Below are 21,009 nucleotides of genomic sequence, written 5' to 3'. Positions count from 1 at the left end.
GAACTTTGCCATGACGACGTTACGCCTGCTTATCTCTGACTCTTACGATCCTTGGTTTAATCTCGCGGTAGAAGAGTGCATTTTCCGCCAGATGCCTGCCACCCAGCGCGTACTGTTTCTCTGGCGTAACGCCGATACGGTGGTCATTGGCCGCGCACAAAACCCGTGGAAAGAGTGTAATACGCGGCGTATGGAAGAGGATAACGTCCGCCTCGCGCGCCGGAGCAGCGGCGGTGGCGCGGTCTTTCACGATCTGGGCAATACCTGCTTTACCTTTATGGCGGGAAAACCGGAATACGACAAAACCATCTCAACTTCGATTGTCCTCAATGCGCTGAATTCACTCGGCGTGACGGCTGAAGCCTCCGGACGTAACGATCTGGTGGTGAAAACCCCCGACGGGGATCGCAAGGTGTCCGGCTCCGCCTACCGCGAAACGATGGATCGCGGGTTCCACCACGGCACCCTGTTGCTGAATGCCGATCTCAGCCGTCTGGCTAACTACCTGAACCCTGACAAGAAAAAGCTCCAGGCCAAAGGGATTACTTCCGTGCGCGGCCGCGTGGCGAATCTGGTGGAGCTGCTGCCGGGGATTACGCACGAGCAGATTTGCGACGCGATTCGTGAAGCGTTCTTTGAACATTACGGCGAGCGCGTGGAAGCAGAAGTGATCTCCCCAGACAAAACCCCGGATCTGCCCAACTTCGCCGAAACCTTCGCCCGCCAGAGCAGCTGGGAGTGGAACTTCGGTCAGGCTCCTGCGTTTTCCCATCTGCTGGACGAGCGTTTTACCTGGGGCGGCGTGGAATTGCACTTTGACGTGGAGAAGGGCCACATTACCCGTACGCAGGTCTTTACCGATAGTCTCAATCCGGCACCATTAGAGGCGCTGGCGGCACGTTTGCAGGGCTGTTTGTACAGGGCGGATATGCTGCAGCAGGAATGCGACGCGTTGATTGGGGATTTCCCTGAGCAGGAGAAAGAGTTAAGGGATTTGTCAGCATGGATTGCGCAGGCCGTGCGCTAGGTGCGGTCTGGTGCCCCCCCCCCAGCCCTCTCCCACAGGGAGAGGGAGGGAAGAGACTGAATTACGCTTTATCGCCCAGCAGAACGGATTCCAGCGCGATTTTGATCATGTCGTTGAAGGTAGTCTGACGCTCGGCAGCGGTGGTCTGCTCGTGGGTACGGATGTGGTCAGACACGGTACAGATGGTCAGCGCTTTCGCACCAAACTCAGCCGCGACGCCGTAGATACCCGCCGCTTCCATTTCCACGCCCAGAATGCCGTATTTCTCCATCACGTCGAACATCTCGCCGCCGTCCGGTGCATAGAACAGGTCCGCAGAGAAGATGTTACCCACGCGCGCTTCAACGCCCAGCGCTTTGGCTGCGTCAACCGCATCGCGCACCATGCCGAAGTCAGCAATCGCTGCGAAGTCATGGTCTTTGAAACGCATACGGTTAACTTTGGAATCGGTGCAGGCACCCATACCGATAACGATGTCGCGCAGCTTAACGTCCATGCGCACCGCGCCACAGGAGCCAACGCGGATAATTTTCTTCACGCCGAAATCGGTGATCAGCTCTTTAGTGTAGATAGAGCAGGATGGGATACCCATACCGTGGCCCATAACGGAAATTTTGCGGCCTTTATAGGTACCGGTGAAGCCCAGCATGCCGCGAACGTTGTTCACTTCACGCACGTCTTCCAGGAAGGTTTCTGCAATGTGCTTCGCGCGCAGCGGGTCGCCCGGCATCAATACGACGTCAGCGAAATCACCCATTTCTGCATTAATGTGAGGAGTTGCCATCTTCAGTTCCTTTAACATTGTTTATTCTTTTCACCCTCTCCCGCAGGGAGAGGGCTGGGGTGAGGGCATCAGACCTCACCCTACATGATTCAGAACATGGCCTTGCCATATTCCATGTCAGACGTACCAAAGTATTTGGCGATAGTCTGGCCGATGTCCGCGAAGGTTTCACGGTGCCCCAGCGAGCCCGGCTTCACTTTCGGGCCGTACACCAGCACCGGAATGTGCTCGCGGGTGTGGTCGGTACCGGTCCAGGTTGGGTCACAGCCGTGGTCCGCGGTCAGGATCAGAATGTCATCTTCACCCACCAGCTCCATCAGCTCCGGCAGACGGCGGTCGAACAGCTCAAGACCCGCAGCATAACCCGCGACGTCGCGACGGTGACCCCAGGAGGAGTCGAAGTCCACGAAGTTGGTGAAGACAATGGTGTTGTCGCCCGCTTCTTTCATCTCTTTGATGGTGGCATCGAACAGCGCATCCAGACCGGTCGCTTTGACCTTTTTGGTGATGCCGCAGTTAGCGTAGATATCCGCGATTTTACCCACGGACACCACGTGACCGTCCTTCTCTTCAACCAGCTTCTGCAGCACGGTTGGCGCCGGCGGCTCAACGGCCAGATCGTGACGGTTACCGGTACGCTGGAAGTTACCCGCTTTGTCGCCGATAAACGGACGCGCGATCACGCGCCCAATGTTGTAGCCGCCTTCGGTCAGCTCTTCACGGGCGATTTCGCACAGCTCGTAGAGTTTATCCAGGCCATACGTTTCTTCATGGCACGCAATCTGGAACACGGAGTCAGCAGAAGTGTAGAAAATCGGCTTGCCGGTTTTCATGTGCTCTTCGCCGAGCTGATCCAGAATCACGGTACCGGAAGAGTGGCAGTTGCCGAGGTAACCCGGCAGGTTGGCACGCTTCACCAGCTTATCGAGCAGCTCCTGCGGGAAGCTGTTCTCGTGATCGGAGAAGTACCCCCAGTCGAACAGCACCGGCACACCGGCAATTTCCCAGTGACCAGACGGGGTGTCTTTACCGGAGGAGAGCTCGTGCGCCCAGGCGTAGGCGCCCACGACTTCCGCGTTGCCGTCCATACCGGCTGCGATTTTACCGGTAGAGCCTTCATGCGCTTTCACCAGCCCGAGGCGGGTCAGGTTAGGTAGAGTCAGAGGGCCTTTACGACCGTTGTCCGCTTCGCCTTTCGCACAGGCTTCCGCGATGTGACCCATGGTATCGGAACCCACGTCACCAAAACGTTCTGCATCTTCGGTTGCGCCGATGCCGAATGAGTCCAGCACCATAATAAATGCACGTTTCATAATTGTTCTCCGTACGTAGTGCTTAAAAATTATCGATCAGATCAGTATACCGCTATTCGGTGATACGGCGATAGACAGTCGGTGTGGTTTCCGGTGCTTTATCGTCAAGCGTGATGGCCGCCTTCACCGCTTTCGCCGCTTCCTGCCAGCTGGCTTCGTCTTTGGCGTGGATCACCGCCAGCGGACGTTGGCCGTCAACGCTGTCGCCCAGACGGGCCATATCGGTAAAGCCGACGCTGTAATCAATGGTGTCTGAGGCCTGACGACGGCCGCCGCCCATTGAGACCACCGCCATGCCGAGGGCACGGGTGTCCATGGCGGAGACAAACCCTTCGCTATCGGCATACACCGCTTTGCTGAGCGTCGCGGTTGGCAGGTACTTCGCGTAGTTTTCGACGAAGTCTGTCGGGCCTTTTTGCGCCGCGACCATGCGGCCGAAGATCTCCGCCGCTTTGCCGTTATCCAGCACCGCCTGCAGTTTCGCGCGCGCTTCCGCATCGTCTTTGGCCAGCTTGCCGGAGATTAACATCTCAACGCACAGCGCCATGGTCACGTCAAACAGACGCGGGTTGCGGTATTCACCGGTCAGGAACTGCACCGCTTCACGCACTTCGACTGCGTTACCGGCGCTGGACGCCAGCACCTGGTTCATGTCGGTGAGCAGTGCGGTGGTGCGCACGCCCGCGCCGTTGGAGACGCCAACGATCGCTTCGGCAAGCTGCGCAGAGAGTTCATAGGTTGGCATAAAGGCGCCGCTGCCCACCTTCACGTCCATCACCAGCGCATCCAGCCCTTCCGCCAGCTTCTTCGCCAGGATAGAGGCGGTGATCAGCGGGATGGAGTCAACGGTCGCGGTGATGTCGCGGGTCGCGTAGAAACGCTTGTCTGCCGGAGCAAGAGAGCTGGTCTGGCCGATAATCGCCACACCAACGTCTTTAATAATGTCGCGGAAGCGGTTGTCGTCCGGGAAGATATCGAAGCCCGGAATGGCTTCCAGTTTGTCGAGCGTACCGCCGGTGTGGCCCAGGCCGCGTCCGGAGATCATCGGGATGTAACCGCCACAGGCTGCCACCATAGGGCCGAGCATCAGGGAGGTCACGTCGCCCACGCCGCCGGTGGAGTGTTTATCCACAATCGGGCCATTAAGGTTGAGGCTTTTCCAGTCCAGAACGGTTCCTGAATCTCGCATCGCCATGGTCAGCGACACGCGCTCAGGCATCGACATATCGTGGAAGAAAATGGTCATCGCCAGAGCCGCAATCTGCCCTTCTGAGACGGTGTTATCACGAATGCCGTTGATGAAGAAGCGGATCTCTTCGTCGCTTAATGCATGACCATCACGTTTTTTACGAATAATTTCTTGTGCGAGAAACACGGTAACCTCCATGCGGAATCGGGGGAGTTGTGGCGGGTGGCGTTACGCTTACCCGCCCTACGATCCTGTAGGCCGGATAAGCGAAGCGTCATCCGGCGTTGTATGGCAATCAGTAGCTGCTTGCGCTCTTACCGTCGCCGTGACCCAGCGCTTTCAGCAGGCTGGCCAGCAGGCTGGAGGCGCCGAAGCGGTAGTGACGGGAATCGGCCCAGTCGGCGCCAAACAGCTCGTCGGCAATCGCCAGGAACTGCTGCGCGTCTTCCGCGGTACGCACGCCGCCCGCAGGTTTGAAACCAACGGTTTTGGACACGCCCATGTCGCGGATCACTTCCATCATGATGCGCGCGCTTTCCGGGGTCGCATTCACCGGTACTTTACCGGTAGAGGTTTTAATGAAATCCGCACCGGCTTTGATGGAGATTTCAGACGCCTTACGAATCAGCGCTTCTTCTTTCAGCTCGCCGGTTTCGATGATCACTTTCAGCAGCACGTTTGCCGCCGCACACGCGTCTTTACAGGCTTTCACCAGGTCAAAACCGACCTGCTCGTTACCGGCGATCAGCGTGCGGTACGGGAACACCACGTCAACTTCGTCTGCGCCGTAGGCAATTGCCGCGCGGGTTTCTGCCAGCGCAATGTCGATATCGTCGTTGCCGTGCGGGAAGTTAGTTACGGTTGCAATGCGCACGTCCGGGGTGCCCTGCTCTTTCAGCGTCTTACGGGCAATCGGGATAAAGCGCGGGTAAATACAAACGGCTGCGGTATTACCCACTGGCGTTTTCGCCTGATGGCACAGGGCGATGACTTTCTCATTAGTGTCGTCATCGTTCAGGGTGGTCAGGTCCATCAGTTTCAACGCGCGCAGGCTGCTTGCAGTTAAATCGGTCATAACTTTCTCCAACGGCAGTGCCGTATAAATTTTACCTTGCGGGTCTGTGAGTATTCTAACATTCACCCGCATCCACACTTCGACATTCATCACAGTTAATGAAAACTGCATACAAATTTGCATTACTGTAATGAGATCTTCTTCAAACTTTAGTAGGGAGATTGCCGACTAAAGCAGCAATACCCCCTGTGGGATCAAAAGCGCCAACAGGCAGGCTTTCTACAATCCGTTCATCATCCGCAGAACATTCAAGGAAGCGAATATGCCCCACTCCAGCCCCGACGCCCTGCAGCAACGTTGCCAGCAGATTGTGACAAGCCCGGTGTTAACCCCGGGACAAAAACGTCATTTTCTGGCGCTGGAAGCGGAAAACAACCTGCCGTATCCGGCACTCCCTGAAGCTGCGCGCGCCGCGCTGGACGAGGGGTTTATCTGCGACATGTTCGAAGGCCATGCGCCTTACAAACCCCGTTACGTTCTGCCGGATTACGCAAAATTTCTGGCTAATGGTTCAGAATGGCTTGAGCTGGAAGGGGCAAAAGATCTCGACGATGCCCTCTCGCTGTTAACCATCCTCTACCATCATGTTCCGTCCGTCACATCGATGCCGGTCTATCTCGGTCAGCTTGATGCGTTGCTGCAACCTTATGTTATAATTCTAACACAAGAAGAGATCGATAGCCGAATAAAACGTTTCTGGCGCTATCTCGACCGTACGCTGCCCGATGCGTTTATGCACGCAAACATCGGGCCTGCTGACGGCCCCATCACCCGTGCCATTTTGCGGGCCGATGCAGAGCTGAAGCAGGTAGCGCCAAACCTGACCTTTATCTACGATCCGGATATCACCCCGGATGATTTGCTGCTTGAGGTGGCGAAAAACATATGTGAATGCAGCAAACCTCATATTTCTTATGGCCCGGTGAATGATAAAATTTTCACAAAAGGCCGTTACGGCGTGGTGAGCTGTTACAACTCCCTTCCGCTTGAAGGCGGTGGCAGCACCCTGGTGCGCCTTAACCTCAAAGCCATTGCTGAACGTAGCACATCCATTGAAGACTTCTTCACCCGCACGCTCCCGCACTACTGCCAGCAGCAAATGGCCATCATCGATGCACGCTGCGGTTTCCTGTACGAGCAATCTGGCTTCTTTGAGAATAGCTTCCTGGTGAAAGAGGGGCTGATTGATGCCGATCGGTTTGTGCCGATGTTTGGCATGTACGGCCTAGCGGAAGCGGTAAACGCGCTCTGTGAGAAAGCAGGAATAGCGGGACGCTACGGAAAGGATGAACAGGCCAACGCGCTGGGCTATCGCATCAGCGAACAGCTTGCGGCGTTTGTCGAAAACACGCCGGTGAAGCACGCCTGGAAGCAGCGCGCGATGCTTCATGCCCAGTCGGGGATCAGCTCCGATTCGGGTACCACGCCAGGCGCGCGCCTGCCCTACGGCGACGAGCCGGATCCCATCAGCCACCTGCTGGCGGTGGCTCCCCATCACAAGCACTACTCTTCCGGGATAAGCGATATTCTGACGCTGGATGAAACAGTAAAACGCAACCCGCAGGCGGTGGTTCAGCTGTGCCTGGGCGCGTTCAGGGCGGGTATGCGTGAGTTTACCGCCAACGTAGCGGGTAACGATCTGGTGCGCGTAACCGGGTATATGGTACGGCTATCGGATCTGGAGAAATACCGCGAAGCAGGGTCGAGAACGAACACCACGTGGCTGGGTGAAGAAGCCGCACGTAATACCCGTATTCTGGAACGTCAGCCTCGCGTGATTAGCCATGAACAGCAGATGCGCTTTAGTTAGTCAGGTCATTCCTTTTTCCTGCGTAGACGGGCCGGGCAGCCGCCTGGCACTGTTCCTGCAGGGCTGCAACCTGCGCTGTAAAACCTGCCACAACCCGTGGACGATCGGCCGCTGCAACGACTGCGGGGACTGCGTGCCCCACTGCCCGCACGACGCGCTGATTATGCATGCGGGACGCGTCTGGTGGCAGGAGAGCAACTGCCACCAGTGCGACACCTGCCTGCGCCTGTGCCAGCAGCAGGCAACGCCTATGGCGCACCGCCTGAGCGTGGAGGAGATCCTCGCTCAGGTCCGCAAATCTGCACCGTTTATAGAGGGGATCACCGTAAGCGGTGGAGAAGCCACAACGCAACTGCCGTTTTTAGTAACGCTGTTCACCGCGATCAAAGCCGATCCCGCCCTGCATCATCTGACCTGCCTGGTAGACAGCAACGGCTTGTTAAGCGAAACCGGCTGGCAAAAGCTGCTGCCGGTACTGGATGGCGCGATGCTGGATCTCAAGGCGTGGGGTAACGAGCACCATCGCTTCCTGACCGGGCGCGACAATCCGCAGATCAAGCAGAGCATCCGCTGGCTGGCAGATCGTCGCCGTTTGACGGAGCTCCGCCTGCTGGTGATTCCGGGGCAGTGTGACTATCTGGAACACCTCAAGCCGCTGACGACGTTTATCCACGGGCTGGGAAACGTGCCGGTACGCCTCAATGCGTTTCATGCGCACGGCGTGTACGGCGAGGCGGCGTCATGGCGCAGCGCCACGCCCGAGGACGTTGAACCGCTGGCGCGGGCACTGGAAAAACAGAAGATAACGGTGATCCGCCCGGCGCTTTATCTATAGCGTGATGCCAAATACCAAACGGGTATTTTCCAGCAGCGCGTCGGCAATCACCTCTTCTGGCTCCTTTCGCAGTTCACACAGGGTGGTAAACACGCGTGCCGCCTGCTCCGGACGATTTGGCTGGCCCTGAAAACCATTCAATGGCATGTCAGGCGCGTCGGTTTCCAGCAGAAGCGCCGACAGCGGCAACTGTGCCATTACGTCCCGGGTTTTACTGGCCCGGGGATAGGTGATGGTGCCACCTACACCAATTTTGTAGCCCAGTTCGATAAAGCGCTGCGCCTGCTGCAGGCTGCCGGAGAAACCATGCACGACGCCCCTGCGCGGCAGATCGATGCGTTTCAGGTGCATCGCCAGCTTATCGTGCGTGCGTCTTGAGTGGAGGATCACCGGCAGATCGTGGCGCTTCGCCAGCCTGAGCTGCGCGTCGAGGATCGTCTGCTGGCGCTCAAACTGCGGATCCTCGCGATAAAGATCGAGGCCGATCTCCCCGATGGCGACAAGCTTGTCGCCTGCGGTCTGCACGATCTCATCAAGTCCCTCAATGTTCTCATCCCGATGTCGCTCAATCACAATCGGATGCAGGCCGAGCGCGGCATAGAGTGCGGAGTGCCGCATGGAAAGATCCAGCACGCGGGAAAAGTAAGCCGCTTCCACTGAAGGCACAATGATGGCCTGAACGCCTGCCTCGGCCGCTTTCGCAATACTGTGTTCTTCATCTCCCGTAAACGGCGGGAAATCGAAGTGGCAGTGGGTATCAATAAAGCGGTGCGTCACGCCAGATCCTCGTTATCCAGTAAAGCGTCATTCGCCTGCGGAATATCCACAAGCGGCACCGTCAGAGCGTCGTTAGCGACAACCGCAGGCGGCGTAATAATGCGTTTATGGCGATGAAGCGGCGGTTGCTCTGCCAGCATTTTACCCACCGTCGCCAGGAAGTAGCGTCCGCACAGCCGCCCCGTTTTGTAATCCATACGCAGCGCAGGAACGCGACTGCCCAGCGCCATGCTCAGCAGCGGCTTAGGCGGATAAATTTCAAAAATACGCAGCTTACCCGGCGGCTTTTCAATGAATCGCTGCATCGCGCCGTAGGTTGTTTCATGCTGCTTCGCGATGTTCACCAGCGGCTGGAGGCTGCTGTCGCCCAGCCAGCGCTCCATCCGCTTAAACCACTGCGGGGTGTAATACATTTGCGACGGCACGGTACGGATCACCACGATGGTTTTCGCCCCGCGACGGGCGGCTTCCTGCACCGGCACCGCGTCACTGATCCCGCCGTCAAGATAGCTAATACCGTCCAGCAGGGCGCCGGTACGATAAAAGCCGGGGATCGCGCTGGAGGCGCGGATGATGTCCAGCCAGTTCTCCTTTTGAGGAGAAAAATAGCCCGGCGAATAGTCATCGCCCCGGCTGGCGCACATCCAGAATTCTTTGCCGCTATCAAACAGACGGGCGGCAGTATCCATGGCCAGCGGCATCTGGCTGGAGGTCGACTCCAGCAGCCAGTCGAGATCGATCAGGTTGCCGCCGCGCACAAAGCGCACCGGGTTAAAAAATTCTTTCGCCGTGGTGTAGCGCATAATGACCTTTCGCGCGTAGCCGGGCTGGTTACAGACATAGGCAGAGAGATTCTGCGCGCCGGCAGAGGTGCCGAAGTAAAGGTCAAACGGGTTGAACTGCGCGCGCATAAATTCATCCAGCACGCCGGCGGTGAAAATGCCGCGCTGTCCGCCACCCTCGCAGACCAGCGCGAGTTGACCTGCGCGAAACGGCTTTAACGTCAGCGGCGCAATATTGCCGAGCGTAACGGGAATTCGTTGCCCCACCTCTGCTTTCCTGTTTTGATTATTTTATAACACCACAGTAACGCACCCGACCTGTTCCGCAAATAAGAAAAAGCCAGTCACAGTGACTGGCTTTATTTTGTTGAAGGAATATTGCGTTTTCTATGGACGTCGACGTCCCGTAAACAGGCTGACCAGGAACAGAATAATACCCACAACGAAGACAATTTTAGCTGCCCATGCCGCTGTACCTGCCAGTCCACCAAAGCCCAATGCGGCGGCAATTAACGCGATAACCAGAAATATAATGCCCCAACGAAACATAAGCTTCTCCTTTACCATAGTTAATGTCGGCCGCTAAACGTGAGCGCTCAGGTCACTCACCGGCGTTTTTCCAGAGTCGTTCTTATTTCGCCCGCTGGTGTTAGCCAGACGGGCGAATGGTCAAGATTTACTTCGTTTTCAGATCGTTTTTAACGCTTTTCACACCGTCAATCGCTTTCGCGATGGACTCGGCACGTTCACTTTGCGCCTGCGAATCTACCGTACCGGAAAGCTGAACCACGCCATCGGTGGTTTCTACTTTCACCTTACGGGACGGCACGATGTCATCCGCTAAAAGTTTAGCTTTGATTTCGCTAGTGGTGGCAGCATCACCGGCATAACCTTTCACCGACGCGTTTTTGCCGTCACGGACGTGCAGCTTATCGCTGACGGAGGCGACACCTTCGACGCCCTTCGCCACTTTTACCGCCTGTTCAGCCTGAGCCTGGCTTTCGACAAAGCCGCTCAGCGTGACCACTTTTTTGTCGGTCTTAACGGAAATGTCGGTGCTCTTAATGGCTTCATCATCCACCAGTGCGGCTTTCACTTTTGCTGTGATTGAGCTGTCATCCATGAAATTGCCGACTTTATTCATAGAGCTATCGATTTTTTGCCCTGCGCTATCGGCCGTGGATTGTGCTTTATCCATGGTGCTGCTTTCCGCCAGGGCGGAGCCGCTCACCAGAACGCTACCCAGAGTTACAGCCAGCAGAGTTTTAGAAATCTTCAGTCTTGTCATATTCATCGATCTATTCCTGTGTTGACCCGTTATTCGGGCTGCATACTTCCTTAGTAGTTTTATATATTGCGAATAAACACGCGGGCAAAATGGATAACCTAAAGTCATGCATTGAACAGTTAATTTATCCATGCCCGGTGTTAAACACTGAGTTAAATATAGATCACTCTCACAGAGCCGCTTTCAGAATTGGGCAAAAAACGCGCGAATAGCGTGAAATTGCGTTGAATTAAGAACATTCCGCAAGGGATTAATAAGACAGGAATTAAAGAAGAGCACGGCGGGACCCGTGCTCAGAGAGGGGATTAGTGCTCGCGGGTTTTACGGAACTGAACGTCAGGGTAACGTTCCTGCGTCAGGTTCAGGTTCACCATCGTTGGCGCGATATAGGTCAGGTTATCGCCGCCATCCAGCGCCAGCTGGACTTCATTCTTACGCTTAAATTCTTCGAATTTCTTCACGTCAGAACACTCAACCCAGCGCGCGGTCGCGACGTTCACCGATTCGTAAATCGCCTCCACGTTGTACTCGCTCTTCAGACGCGCAACGACCACGTCAAACTGCAGCACGCCGACCGCGCCAACAATCAGATCGTTATTCGCGATTGGGCGGAACACCTGCACGGCACCCTCTTCAGAGAGTTGAACCAGGCCTTTCAGCAGCTGTTTCTGCTTAAGCGGATCGCGCAGACGAATACGACGGAACAGTTCTGGCGCGAAGTTCGGAATACCGGTGAACTTCATCATTTCGCCCTGGGTGAAGGTATCACCGATCTGGATGGTGCCGTGGTTGTGCAGCCCGATGATGTCGCCCGGATAGGCCTCTTCAACGTGCGAACGGTCACCCGCCATAAAGGTCAGCGCGTCGGAGATGACAACGTCTTTCCCGATACGCACCTGGCGCAGCTTCATGCCCTTTTCATATTTACCGGACACCACGCGCATAAAGGCCACGCGGTCACGGTGTTTCGGATCCATGTTGGCCTGAATCTTAAACACGAAACCGGTGAACTTCTCTTCTTTTGCTTCCACTTCACGGGTGTCGGTTTTGCGCGGCATCGGCTGCGGCGCCCACTCCACCAGACCGTCGAGCATGTGGTCAACGCCGAAGTTACCCAGTGCGGTACCGAAGAAGACTGGGGTAATTTCGCCGCTCAGGAACAGCTCTTTGTCGAATTCGTGAGACGCGCCCTTCACCAGCTCCAGCTCGTCGCGCAGCTGCGCGGCCAGCTCTTCGCCAACCGCAGCGTCCAGATCCGGGTTGTCCAGACCTTTAACAATGCGCACTTCCTGAATGGTGTGGCCTTTACCGGTCTGATACAGGTAAGTTTCGTCTTTATAGAGGTGATAAACCCCTTTGAACAGCTTACCGCAGCCAATCGGCCAGGTGATTGGCGCACAGGCGATCTTCAGCTCGTTTTCCACTTCATCCATCAGCTCCATCGGATCGCGGATGTCACGGTCAAGCTTGTTCATAAAGGTGAGGATCGGCGTATCGCGCAGACGGGTGACTTCCATCAGCTTACGTGTCCTGTCTTCTACACCTTTCGCGGCGTCGATCACCATCAGGCAGCAGTCCACCGCCGTCAGGGTACGGTAGGTATCTTCGGAGAAGTCTTCGTGGCCCGGGGTGTCCAGCAGGTTCACCAGGCAGTCGTGATACGGGAACTGCATCACGGAGGTGGTAATCGAAATACCACGCTGTTTTTCCATCTCCATCCAGTCGGATTTTGCATGCTGGCTGGAGCCACGGCCTTTAACGGTACCCGCAGTCTGGATCGCCTGTCCGAACAGCAACACCTTCTCGGTGATGGTCGTTTTACCGGCATCCGGGTGAGAGATAATGGCAAAAGTGCGGCGCTTGGCCACCTCTTGCAGATAAGGAGACAACGTCATAATTAAATCTTCTTTTATTAGCGCGGCAGCACGCCACGCATCATGGAATACAAAATTGCGGCTATTTTACCCATCAACGGGGGGCAGGCAATCATTGTTTACACAGGAGTTGCTCCAGTTCGTTCAACGACGTGACGGTCCAGGTCGGCTCGATGCCTTCAGGCTTCACGCGGCCATGCGCGTTGAGCCACACGGTTGACAGACCTGACTTCATGCCGCCCAGGATATCTGACTCTGCCGTATCACCCACCATCAGGACGCGATCGCGGTCGGGATTTCCGGCCTGCGCCAGCGCGTAGTCGAAAATACGCGGATCCGGCTTCGGCACGCCAACCTCTTCCGAGATCACCAGCGCGTCGAAATGATCGCGCAGGCCGGTGCGCTCAAGGCGGATCTGCTGCAGGGCGGTAAAACCGTTGGTGATGATCCCCAGTTTCACCTTGCCTTTCAACGCATTCAGCAGGGAAACCGCGCCCGGCAGCGGTGCACAGATATCGGCCATCGCGTTCAGGAACGCATCGTTCAGCGTCCCCGGACTGACCTTTAAGCGTTCCGCCCAGACGTCAAAGCGCTGGTGCTGAAGCTGTAACGCGGTGATGGCACCGTTCTGGTAATCCACCCACAGCGGCTTATTTACCGCCTGATAGTCCTGAAAATCTTCAGCGGTGAAGGTCACGCTATAGTCGAGAAACATCCGCTGCAGGCCGCCGAACGAATCAAACGTAAACAGCGTTTCGTCGGCATCAAAGAAAATCCAGTCCCATTTCATCGTTACAACCTTATATTCGTTATCCAATCGGCAGAGCCATGATAATGGCGTCTTCACGTCCCTCTGCGGTGGGGTAGTAGTTACGGCGGATTGTCGCCTCGTTAAAGCCTAAGCTTTGATAGAGCGCGATGGCGGCGACATTCGACGCGCGCACCTCCAGCCACAGGGTGAAAACGTCACGGGTTTCGAGCTCACGGATGAGGTGCTCAAGCAGTTCTCTTCCCAGCCCACGGCGCTGAAACGCGGGATCAACCGCGATATTAAACAGCGTCGCTTCATCAAGAACAACCTGCGTGATCGCGAAGGCGGCCATGGTGCCGTCAACGTCCAGGCGGTAGTTCAGATACCGTTCGCCCTGATTGCTGGCGAAAGCTTTTTCGCTCCACGGAAACGCGTGGGCGCGTGTTTCAATCGCGAACGCGGTGGACAGGTCAGGCGTCGTGAGGGAAGAAATCGTGTTCATATTCGCAGATTTGTTGCCATAGCGCGCTGCGCGCTTTTGGGTTGGCTTTCAGTTCGTCCAGCGCTGGCGAGCAGATCTGGCTCCCCTGAAGAGAGATCTCATTTGCCTCTCCGATACGCCAGATGTTACAGCGGCTATCAGGAGGCAGCATCGCGACACGCTCTGGCGTCAGCGGTAAAACCTGGTCGGCCGTCAGCTTCAGGCTGCGAAGGACATCACCGATCAGGGGGTCATTCAGGGCAGGCAGTTCTTCTGCCACCATCACCAGACGAACGTGCGCCGGGATGGAGATGGCGATTTCGCCCTGCAACGCCGTCGGGCGACGCAAAGCCCACTGGGTAATGCCCAGCTGCTGCAACTGCCAGTCTCGTCGGGATGTCATAGGGAAAACTCCTGTCTCTCAGGCGCGCAAATATAGCAAATGTGTCGAAAGTGCGCCATCTACCTACTATAATCCCCGCCTGAGTTTATTGAGGAACAATTCATGTCTGCATTTACCCCGGCAAGTGAAGTCTTGCTGCGTCACAGTGATGATTTCGAAGAAAGCCGTATTCTGTTTGCCGGAGATATGCAGGATGACCTGCCTGCGCGTTTCGACTGTGCTGAAAGCCGTGCCCATACCCAATACTACCACCACTGGCAGGTGCTGAGCCGCCAGATGGGAGAGCGCGCGCGCTTTAGCCTGGTGGCAGAGCAGAGCGATATTGCCGACTGCGATACGCTGATCTACTACTGGCCGAAGAATAAACCTGAAGCCCAGTTCCAGCTGATGAACCTGCTCTCCCTGCTGCCGGTCGGCTGCGATATTTTCGTGGTCGGTGAAAACCGCAGCGGCGTGCGTAGCGCTGAACAGATGCTGGAAGGCTACGCGCCGTTGAATAAAGTCGACAGCGCTCGCCGCTGTGGTCTGTACCATGGCCGTCTGGAAAAACAGACAACGTTTGATCCCCAGGCTTACTGGGACGAGTACCAGCTTGACGGCCTGACCATCAAAACCCTGCCGGGCGTGTTCAGCCGCGACGCGCTGGATACGGGCAGCAAGCTGTTGCTCTCCACCCTGACGCCGCACACCAAAGGCAAAGTGCTGGACGTGGGATGCGGCGCGGGCGTGCTCTCTACCGTGCTCGCCAGCCATTCACCAAAAGTGCGCTTAACCCTGTGTGACGTGAGCGCTCCGGCGGTAGAAGCCAGCCGCGCAACGCTTGTCGCAAACGGTATTGAAGGCGAGGTGATTGCCAGCAACGTCTTCTCCGACGTCACCGGTCGCTTCGACATGATCATCTCTAACCCGCCGTTCCACGACGGCATGGAGACCAGCCTGGAAGCCGCGCAAACGCTAATCCGTGGCGCGGTCCGTCACCTCAACAGCGGCGGTGAGCTGCGTATTGTCGCGAACGCCTTCCTGGCGTACCCGAAAGTGCTGGACGAAACCTTCGGTTTCCACGAAGTGATCGCCCAGACCGGCCGCTTTAAGGTCTACCGTACCGTGATGACGCGTCAGGCCAAAAAGTAATCTCCACTCATGCAGGCCGGATAAGTGCAAGCACCATCCGGCTCCGCATGGCATCTGCATCGGCCATTTTTGCAGCAATCAAGGCGTCGCGCGCACTTTTCTGTTGACGTAAAGCTGAAAACATCTAGAATGCGCCTCCGTGGTTACGATACTTTTACAGTATCGATGGTATGCGAAGGTGGCGGAATTGGTAGACGCGCTAGCTTCAGGTGTTAGTGTCCTTACGGATGTGGGGGTTCGAGTCCCCCCCCTCGCACCATAAATCACAATGATATTGCTCGCACTGGGCGAAGGTGGCGGAATTGGTAGACGCGCTAGCTTCAGGTGTTAGTGTCCTTACGGATGTGGGGGTTCGAGTCCCCCCCCTCGCACCAACGAGGCGATATCAACAATAGTAAGATGACTGTGCGAAGGTGGCGGAATTGGTAGACGCGCTAGCTTCAGGTGTTAGTGTCCTTAGGATGTGGGGGTTCGAGTCCCCCCCCTCGCACCAATTATCTTACATCCCTTCTGTAGTTCCTCTTCTTTTCCCTGTTATTTCAAGCTCATCAGTATCACCAGAATTCCACTGACCAGTGCTACACATGATGGTAGTAAAACAAAGTGCCGCAGTTGCTTATGCCAGATCATGCCTGACGTGACTAACAGTCCTGACACAATGATCGCTTTCCATGTATCAAGGGAGAGATCGGCAAACATCAACCCGCAGAGAATGGCTCCCGGTAGCAATACCCCCCAACCACTGCCAAGCGCCCTGTTCAACATGCTCTGCCCTCTAAAAACGATAATGATAACCAATATCATATGACACGGATTATCATTTGTCAGCTGAATGAATCAAAATCCATCGTCCTTTACCTTTCCCGTAATGACAGGAATTGCCTAAGGTGATAAATTGCACACCTGTTAACAACATCTAAAGATTTTCTGATAATTACTCTTTGATTTTTTTTCATATTTTATTGCGATACAGCACCTACTTATTTGTTTTAATTAAATTTTAATAAAAACGCACGACTATGACATCACAATCCTGGCGGTCTTTGGTTCACAGAAAATATCAATTGTCGTTACGTTTATTTTTATTTCTGAACGCAACCTCGGCAGTGTTCTCGGTAACAAATCCGCTCAATTCTGTACGCCTGTTATCAGCCCCACTTATTGCTATTTTCTCCATCAGCACCGGTCTGTTCGTCTGGCACTGGAGAAAGCGCGCGCGGAAGATAAATATTCCTGTTGTTTCAGGGATATTCGGTATTTTGTGGGCCTGGCAAATTGTGTCTAAATTCGCCTTAATTACCCACGATCACGCGACGTATTTGTTAATCGCCCTATTAACGGTGCTTTTTATCGGAACGCTGGCATTCGCCAGTAATATCAAAGCCTTTACGCTGCATTCACTGCCTACGTTTATTGTCTGCCTGTGGTTAAGCGATCATGATATATGGCTGAGAATGACCTATTCTTTCGCACTTCCTGTGGTGGCAATTGCTATTCATAACATTTTGCAAACACGTAACGACCGTTTTGCTCAGGAGCTGCTCTCACGTCTTCTGGAAGAGCGAGAAACCCTTACCGATCTCAGCATGATGGACCCGCTTACCGGGCTTTATAATCGTCGCGGTCTGCAAAGCCGTCTGGAGAATCTGCCGACGGTTGAAAATGGCGAGCATTTTGTCCTGCTGATGGATATCGATCACTTCAAAGCCTATAACGACCATTATGGCCATATGATGGGCGACCAGGCGCTGAAGCGTGTCTCTGCGGCAATCCGCGATGCCGTGCGTTCCCGCGATATTGTGGCGCGTTTTGGCGGGGAAGAGTTTATGGTGCTGTTGACTAATATTTCTCTCGAACATGCTCGCCAGACGGCCGAGCGGATCCGTCAGAAAGTCTACGATTTGAAAATCCCGCATCTGTTTAACGAGAGCGTCGCGACAAACGTCACCATCAGCATTGGTATTGCCATTTTCGAGGATGAAGACGTAGAAGGCGCGCTGGAAAAAGCGGACAAAGCCCTCTATGAAGCCAAGCATATGGGGCGCAATAACATTCTGCTGAGTGAAGAGCTGCAGACGGCTTAAACATCACGACGATGTCACCCGGACAAAAGTCTTGCCATTGGTATAAGCAATAGTTAGGATTGGCAATCATTATCATTTAGATTTCTATCTATACTATGGCTACGCATACCGCACACATCGTCGAACCACTCCTCTGGCGAGCGCCCCTCACCAGTGGGAATGTTTCGCTTGCGGATGCCATACGGGATAAGATTGCGGAGACGCGCGCCCACCTGCTGGACTTCATCAGGCTTGATGAAGCGCACCCGAATCACGCCATGACGCTCTCAGAGTGGCGTCACCCGACAAAACTGCAGTCTCTGCTGGCTACCTATTCCGACCATATCTATCGCAATCAGCCCACCCTTACGCGGGAAAATAAACCCCTGCTCTCTCTCTGGGCGCAGTGGTATATCGGGCTGATGGTGCCACCGCTGATGCTGGCGCTGTTAACACAGAAGAGCATGCTGGAACTCTCGCCGGATAATTTCCACGTCGAGTTCCACGAAACCGGACGTGCGGCCTGTTTCTGGATTGATCTCCACGAAGACCAGAACGCTGAACGCCTGACGGCTCAGGAGCGTATGGAGCAGCTTATCATCCAGGCCCTGATTCCGGTGGTGGAAGTGCTTGAAGCGACGGGAGAGATTAACGCAAAGCTTATCTGGAGCAATACGGGCTATTTAATCCACTGGTATTTAACGGAAATGAAGCCTCTGCTTGGTGATGAGAACGTTGATGCCCTGCGTCAGTCCTGTTTCTTTGCAAAACAGCTTTCCGATGGCCGTGACAACCCGCTATTCCGCACCGTCGTGCTCCGTGATGGGCTTATGGTTCGCCGCACCTGCTGCCAGCGCTATCGCCTGCCGGACGTTAAGCAGTGCGGGGATTGCACGCTAAAGTAGAGCAGTGAATTGCCCGCTGGCGGTTCGCTTACCGGACCTAAAAACGGGCCCGTCCTGATGCTCTCACCTTGCCTCTCTCCCACATGGAGAGGGAAAAAACACTAAAAACGGCAACGTGCGTTGCCGTTTTGTTTTTACCTATGCCACCTGCTGATTGTCCTCTTCCGCGTTACGCTGCGCTTCTTCCGCTTCCTGCTCCAGCAGCTGTTTCTCGTATACTTTGAAGAACGGGAAGTAGATGATTGCCGATACGCAGGCAAGAACAACAACCAGAATAGCCGCGCGGAAATCCCAGCCCAGAGCCCACGCTGCACCTATTGGCGCCGGTGCTGTCCAGGGGACTACTGAGATGACGCGGCCAATCAGATCAAACGTCATCGCCGCCCAGGCCAGCACGGCATTTACCATCGGTGCCAGCAGGAACGGAATAAAGAACACCGGGTTCATCACAATCGGCGTACCGAAAATGACAGGTTCATTGATGTTAAAGAAGCTGGGTACCACGCTCAAACGCCCGATAGAGCGTAAATGCGCTGAACGGCTACGCAGATAGCAAATCACCAGCCCCATCGTGGCGCCCGAGCCGCCAATCACGATAAAGAACGTCCAGAACGCCTCCATAAAAATATGCGGCAGAGGCTGGCTGGCGGCCAGAGCGGTCTGGTTCGCGCCGAGGTTCGTGAGCCAGAACATCTGCAGCATCCCGGAGACGATGGCGGCTCCGTGGATCCCGGCGAACCACAGCAGATGACCAATCAACACGGCCAGCAGGATCGCAGGCAGGGAATCCGCTGCGGAAACAAGAGGTTTAAAGACCGACATAATGGCCTGCGGGATCAGCATGCCGAACTGAGACTGAATGACCAGGCTCAGAGGGTAAAGCGTCAAGACCACCACCAGCACAGGGATGAGCAGATCAAAAGAGTTTTTGATCATCGGAGGTACCTGGTCTGGCAGGCGAATACCGATGTTGTGCACCTTGAGGAAACGCATCATCTCAACGCAGTAGATCGCCACCAGAATCGCGGTAAAAATCCCCGTTCCACCCAGGCTGTCGACAGGCAGCGTGCCTTTGGTTTTCGGTGCCGCGACCAGCAGAAATGCCATCAGCGACAGCATGGCGCACATAAACGGGTCTAACTGGTGCGATTTGACATAGTGTTTGCCAAGGTTATAGGCAATGGCCGCACAGATATAAATGGACATAATGCCCATCGTCATATCAAACGGCGTCAGGATCTGACCTTCAAACTGCTTCGCCATATCCAGCCAGGCGCGGGCGAAACTCCAGGTGGTATCAGGCGAAAACGGCGGGTATGCGAACACTAACAAAAATGAACCCACAATCATGAATGGCATCGCGGAGATGAACCCATCACGAATGGCCATCACATGACGCTGGGAAGAAATCCGCCCGGCAATCGGGCTGACGTAATTTTCAACAAAACGGAATATCAGGTTAAACGCAGCATGGTTGGCAGACATGGCAGATCTCCTGTCAGACGTTTGTTACGGGCACATTTGCGCCGCACGTTGTTCCATAAATCACCTTCACAACCTTGCTGGCTTGTGTACCAGTAGTACTGCTAAGACGGAATGGTTTCATAATTTGCTCTTATTATTAGATACAGGGGACGTTACGTACTCAGTATTAATCGACGCATCACGCTCTGCAACCGGTTACTGTAACCGGTTTCCGTGATTGTGAAGATGATCCAGAAATCAGCCGTTCGGTATATTTGTTACTGAAGAGATATTTACAGAGCATAAATTCTTATGACAGATTACGCAGGATATTTGTCAGGAGGAAACAATGAGTTTGCAGTCTGTACAGCAGTTTTTTGCCGACAACGCGCCGGATATAGACGTCATTGAACTTAACCAGAGTACCGCTACCGTTGCGTTGGCTGCTGCCGCCCACCGTGTGGAACCGGGGCAAATCGCCAAGACCTTGTCACTTAAGGTGAAAAATGAGGTGATTCTGGTGGTAGCGAAAGGCGATGCGCGCCTGGATAACAAAAAGCTAAAAGACACCTTTGGTGCAAAAGCGCGCATGCTCAGCAGTGATGAAGTGGTGACCATAACCGGTCATCCCGTTGGGGGCGTGTGCCCGTTCGGCCTGGAAAATCCGCTCGCGGTTTACTGCGATGTCTCGTTAAAGCAGTACGCCGAAGTGCTGCCCGCCGCAGGCGCAATTCACAGCGCTGTGCGTATCTCACCTGACAGAATGGCAGAGCTGACTTCCGCAAAATGGGTGGATGTTTGCATCTGATTGATGCGCCAGAGCCTGTCTGGCGCGCAACAGGCAGGTTATAAAAAGGTCGGCTTGCTAAGTGTCGAACTTCGCGGTTCTCTTGCCGAAAGGTGGGTAATAATATCTGCCGCATCAAGCAACCGGCTTTGTTGAATAAATCGAACTTTTGCTGAGTTGAAGGATCAGATCACGTATCTTCCCGACAACGCAGACCGTTCCGTGGCAAAGCAAAAGTTCAAAATCACCAACTGGCCCACCTACAATAAA

Annotated in this window: 21 protein-coding genes and 3 tRNA genes; 10 read left to right on the top strand and 14 right to left on the bottom strand. The window is 55.0% G+C overall.

The genetic code is table 11. From position 1 onward, the window contains the following. Nucleotides 1-10 precede the first annotated feature (10 nt). Nucleotides 11-1,027, top strand: coding sequence for a lipoate--protein ligase LplA (gene lplA, locus ACWYRJ_RS10540; protein ID WP_455507846.1), 1,017 nt, complete (start codon nt 11-13; stop codon nt 1,025-1,027). A gap of 61 nt (nt 1,028-1,088) precedes the next feature. Here lplA and deoD read toward each other — a convergent pair whose 3' ends face one another. The 4 genes from deoD to deoC all read right to left on the bottom strand — a co-directional run bounded on the left by deoD (nt 1,089) and on the right by deoC (nt 5,388). Beyond that, nucleotides 1,089-1,811 carry a purine-nucleoside phosphorylase gene (gene deoD, locus ACWYRJ_RS10535; RefSeq protein ID WP_032643987.1) on the bottom strand — a complete coding sequence of 241 codons (723 nt, stop codon included), beginning with the start codon at nt 1,809-1,811 and terminating at the stop codon, nt 1,089-1,091. An 89-nt stretch (nt 1,812-1,900) separates the two neighbouring features. After that, a complete protein-coding gene (deoB, locus tag ACWYRJ_RS10530; protein WP_455507845.1) occupies nt 1,901-3,124 on the bottom strand; it encodes a phosphopentomutase in 1,224 nt (407 codons plus the stop codon). Between the two features lie 52 nt (nt 3,125-3,176). Continuing rightward, a complete protein-coding gene (gene deoA, locus ACWYRJ_RS10525; protein WP_455507844.1) occupies nt 3,177-4,499 on the bottom strand; it encodes a thymidine phosphorylase in 1,323 nt (440 codons plus the stop codon). Nucleotides 4,500-4,608: 109 nt separating this feature from the next. Further along, nucleotides 4,609-5,388 (bottom strand): deoxyribose-phosphate aldolase, encoded by a 780-nt coding sequence (gene deoC, locus ACWYRJ_RS10520; protein ID WP_455507843.1) that lies wholly within the window; start codon nt 5,386-5,388, stop codon nt 4,609-4,611. Nucleotides 5,389-5,650: 262 nt separating this feature from the next. On the opposite strand from deoC, the gene ACWYRJ_RS10515 reads away from it, so the two are divergent. After that, nucleotides 5,651-7,198: a YjjI family glycine radical enzyme gene (locus ACWYRJ_RS10515; protein WP_455507842.1), complete on the top strand. Its 1,548-nt coding sequence runs from the start codon at nt 5,651-5,653 to the stop codon at nt 7,196-7,198. Next, the gene (locus ACWYRJ_RS10510) at nt 7,173-8,033 is read left to right on the top strand and encodes a YjjW family glycine radical enzyme activase (protein WP_455507841.1); all 861 of its coding nucleotides are present in this window, start codon (nt 7,173-7,175) and stop codon (nt 8,031-8,033) included. The genes ACWYRJ_RS10515 and ACWYRJ_RS10510 overlap by 26 nt, the downstream gene beginning before the upstream one ends. Here ACWYRJ_RS10510 and ACWYRJ_RS10505 read toward each other — a convergent pair. The 8 genes from ACWYRJ_RS10505 to ACWYRJ_RS10470 all read right to left on the bottom strand — a co-directional run bounded on the left by ACWYRJ_RS10505 (nt 8,028) and on the right by ACWYRJ_RS10470 (nt 14,389). Next, the gene (locus ACWYRJ_RS10505; RefSeq protein ID WP_455507840.1) at nt 8,028-8,810 is read right to left on the bottom strand and encodes a TatD family hydrolase; all 783 of its coding nucleotides are present in this window, start codon (nt 8,808-8,810) and stop codon (nt 8,028-8,030) included. The genes ACWYRJ_RS10510 and ACWYRJ_RS10505 overlap by 6 nt on opposite strands. Beyond that, nucleotides 8,807-9,859, bottom strand: coding sequence for a patatin-like phospholipase family protein (locus tag ACWYRJ_RS10500; RefSeq protein WP_058654236.1), 1,053 nt, complete (start codon nt 9,857-9,859; stop codon nt 8,807-8,809). Before ACWYRJ_RS10500 ends, ACWYRJ_RS10505 begins: the two co-directional genes overlap by 4 nt. 120 nt (nt 9,860-9,979) lie before the next feature. Further along, nucleotides 9,980-10,141 carry a DUF1328 domain-containing protein gene (locus ACWYRJ_RS10495; RefSeq protein ID WP_003856556.1) on the bottom strand — a complete coding sequence of 54 codons (162 nt, stop codon included), beginning with the start codon at nt 10,139-10,141 and terminating at the stop codon, nt 9,980-9,982. Between the two features lie 127 nt (nt 10,142-10,268). After that, nucleotides 10,269-10,886: a molecular chaperone OsmY gene (gene osmY / locus ACWYRJ_RS10490; protein ID WP_008502075.1), complete on the bottom strand. Its 618-nt coding sequence runs from the start codon at nt 10,884-10,886 to the stop codon at nt 10,269-10,271. A 299-nt stretch (nt 10,887-11,185) separates the two neighbouring features. Beyond that, complete coding sequence (prfC, locus tag ACWYRJ_RS10485) at nt 11,186-12,775, bottom strand: peptide chain release factor 3 (RefSeq protein ID WP_008502076.1); 1,590 nt, start codon at nt 12,773-12,775, stop codon at nt 11,186-11,188. A 91-nt stretch (nt 12,776-12,866) separates the two neighbouring features. Then, the gene (yjjG, locus tag ACWYRJ_RS10480) at nt 12,867-13,544 is read right to left on the bottom strand and encodes a pyrimidine 5'-nucleotidase (RefSeq protein WP_023310313.1); all 678 of its coding nucleotides are present in this window, start codon (nt 13,542-13,544) and stop codon (nt 12,867-12,869) included. Nucleotides 13,545-13,563: 19 nt separating this feature from the next. Next, nucleotides 13,564-14,007, bottom strand: coding sequence for a ribosomal protein S18-alanine N-acetyltransferase (gene rimI, locus ACWYRJ_RS10475; protein WP_455507839.1), 444 nt, complete (start codon nt 14,005-14,007; stop codon nt 13,564-13,566). Next, a complete protein-coding gene (locus tag ACWYRJ_RS10470; protein ID WP_455507838.1) occupies nt 13,976-14,389 on the bottom strand; it encodes a DNA polymerase III subunit psi in 414 nt (137 codons plus the stop codon). Before ACWYRJ_RS10470 ends, rimI begins: the two co-directional genes overlap by 32 nt. A gap of 102 nt (nt 14,390-14,491) precedes the next feature. Between ACWYRJ_RS10470 and rsmC the strand changes: the two genes are divergently transcribed. The 4 genes from rsmC to ACWYRJ_RS10450 all read left to right on the top strand — a co-directional run bounded on the left by rsmC (nt 14,492) and on the right by ACWYRJ_RS10450 (nt 16,013). Next, complete coding sequence (gene rsmC, locus ACWYRJ_RS10465) at nt 14,492-15,520, top strand: 16S rRNA (guanine(1207)-N(2))-methyltransferase RsmC (RefSeq protein ID WP_455507837.1); 1,029 nt, start codon at nt 14,492-14,494, stop codon at nt 15,518-15,520. Nucleotides 15,521-15,692: 172 nt separating this feature from the next. Continuing rightward, nucleotides 15,693-15,779 (top strand) — tRNA-Leu (locus ACWYRJ_RS10460). Between the two features lie 28 nt (nt 15,780-15,807). Further along, nucleotides 15,808-15,894: transfer RNA gene (locus ACWYRJ_RS10455), tRNA-Leu, on the top strand. Between the two features lie 33 nt (nt 15,895-15,927). Next, nucleotides 15,928-16,013, top strand: a tRNA-Leu gene (locus ACWYRJ_RS10450). A 41-nt stretch (nt 16,014-16,054) separates the two neighbouring features. Here the strand turns inward: ACWYRJ_RS10450 and ACWYRJ_RS10445 are convergent. Further along, nucleotides 16,055-16,324 carry a DUF1435 domain-containing protein gene (locus ACWYRJ_RS10445; protein WP_455507836.1) on the bottom strand — a complete coding sequence of 90 codons (270 nt, stop codon included), beginning with the start codon at nt 16,322-16,324 and terminating at the stop codon, nt 16,055-16,057. 215 nt (nt 16,325-16,539) lie between these two features. On the opposite strand from ACWYRJ_RS10445, the gene ACWYRJ_RS10440 reads away from it, so the two are divergent. Both ACWYRJ_RS10440 and fhuF read left to right on the top strand, forming a co-directional pair. After that, nucleotides 16,540-17,604 carry a GGDEF domain-containing protein gene (locus ACWYRJ_RS10440; protein WP_029740020.1) on the top strand — a complete coding sequence of 355 codons (1,065 nt, stop codon included), beginning with the start codon at nt 16,540-16,542 and terminating at the stop codon, nt 17,602-17,604. 95 nt (nt 17,605-17,699) lie between these two features. Continuing rightward, nucleotides 17,700-18,488, top strand: a complete 789-nt coding sequence (fhuF, locus tag ACWYRJ_RS10435; RefSeq protein ID WP_223581158.1) for a siderophore-iron reductase FhuF — start codon at nt 17,700-17,702, stop codon at nt 18,486-18,488. 138 nt (nt 18,489-18,626) lie between these two features. Here the strand turns inward: fhuF and ACWYRJ_RS10430 are convergent, their stop codons facing one another. Further along, nucleotides 18,627-19,973, bottom strand: a complete 1,347-nt coding sequence (locus ACWYRJ_RS10430) for a PTS sugar transporter subunit IIC (protein ID WP_133293741.1) — start codon at nt 19,971-19,973, stop codon at nt 18,627-18,629. A gap of 328 nt (nt 19,974-20,301) precedes the next feature. Between ACWYRJ_RS10430 and ACWYRJ_RS10425 the strand changes: the two genes are divergently transcribed. Then, nucleotides 20,302-20,760 carry a YbaK/EbsC family protein gene (locus ACWYRJ_RS10425; RefSeq protein WP_149367749.1) on the top strand — a complete coding sequence of 153 codons (459 nt, stop codon included), beginning with the start codon at nt 20,302-20,304 and terminating at the stop codon, nt 20,758-20,760. The last annotated feature ends 249 nt before the right edge of the window (nt 20,761-21,009 follow it).

The organism is Enterobacter sp. (assembly GCF_977039595.1).
This window is presented reverse-complemented; position numbering and strand designations above follow the sequence as displayed.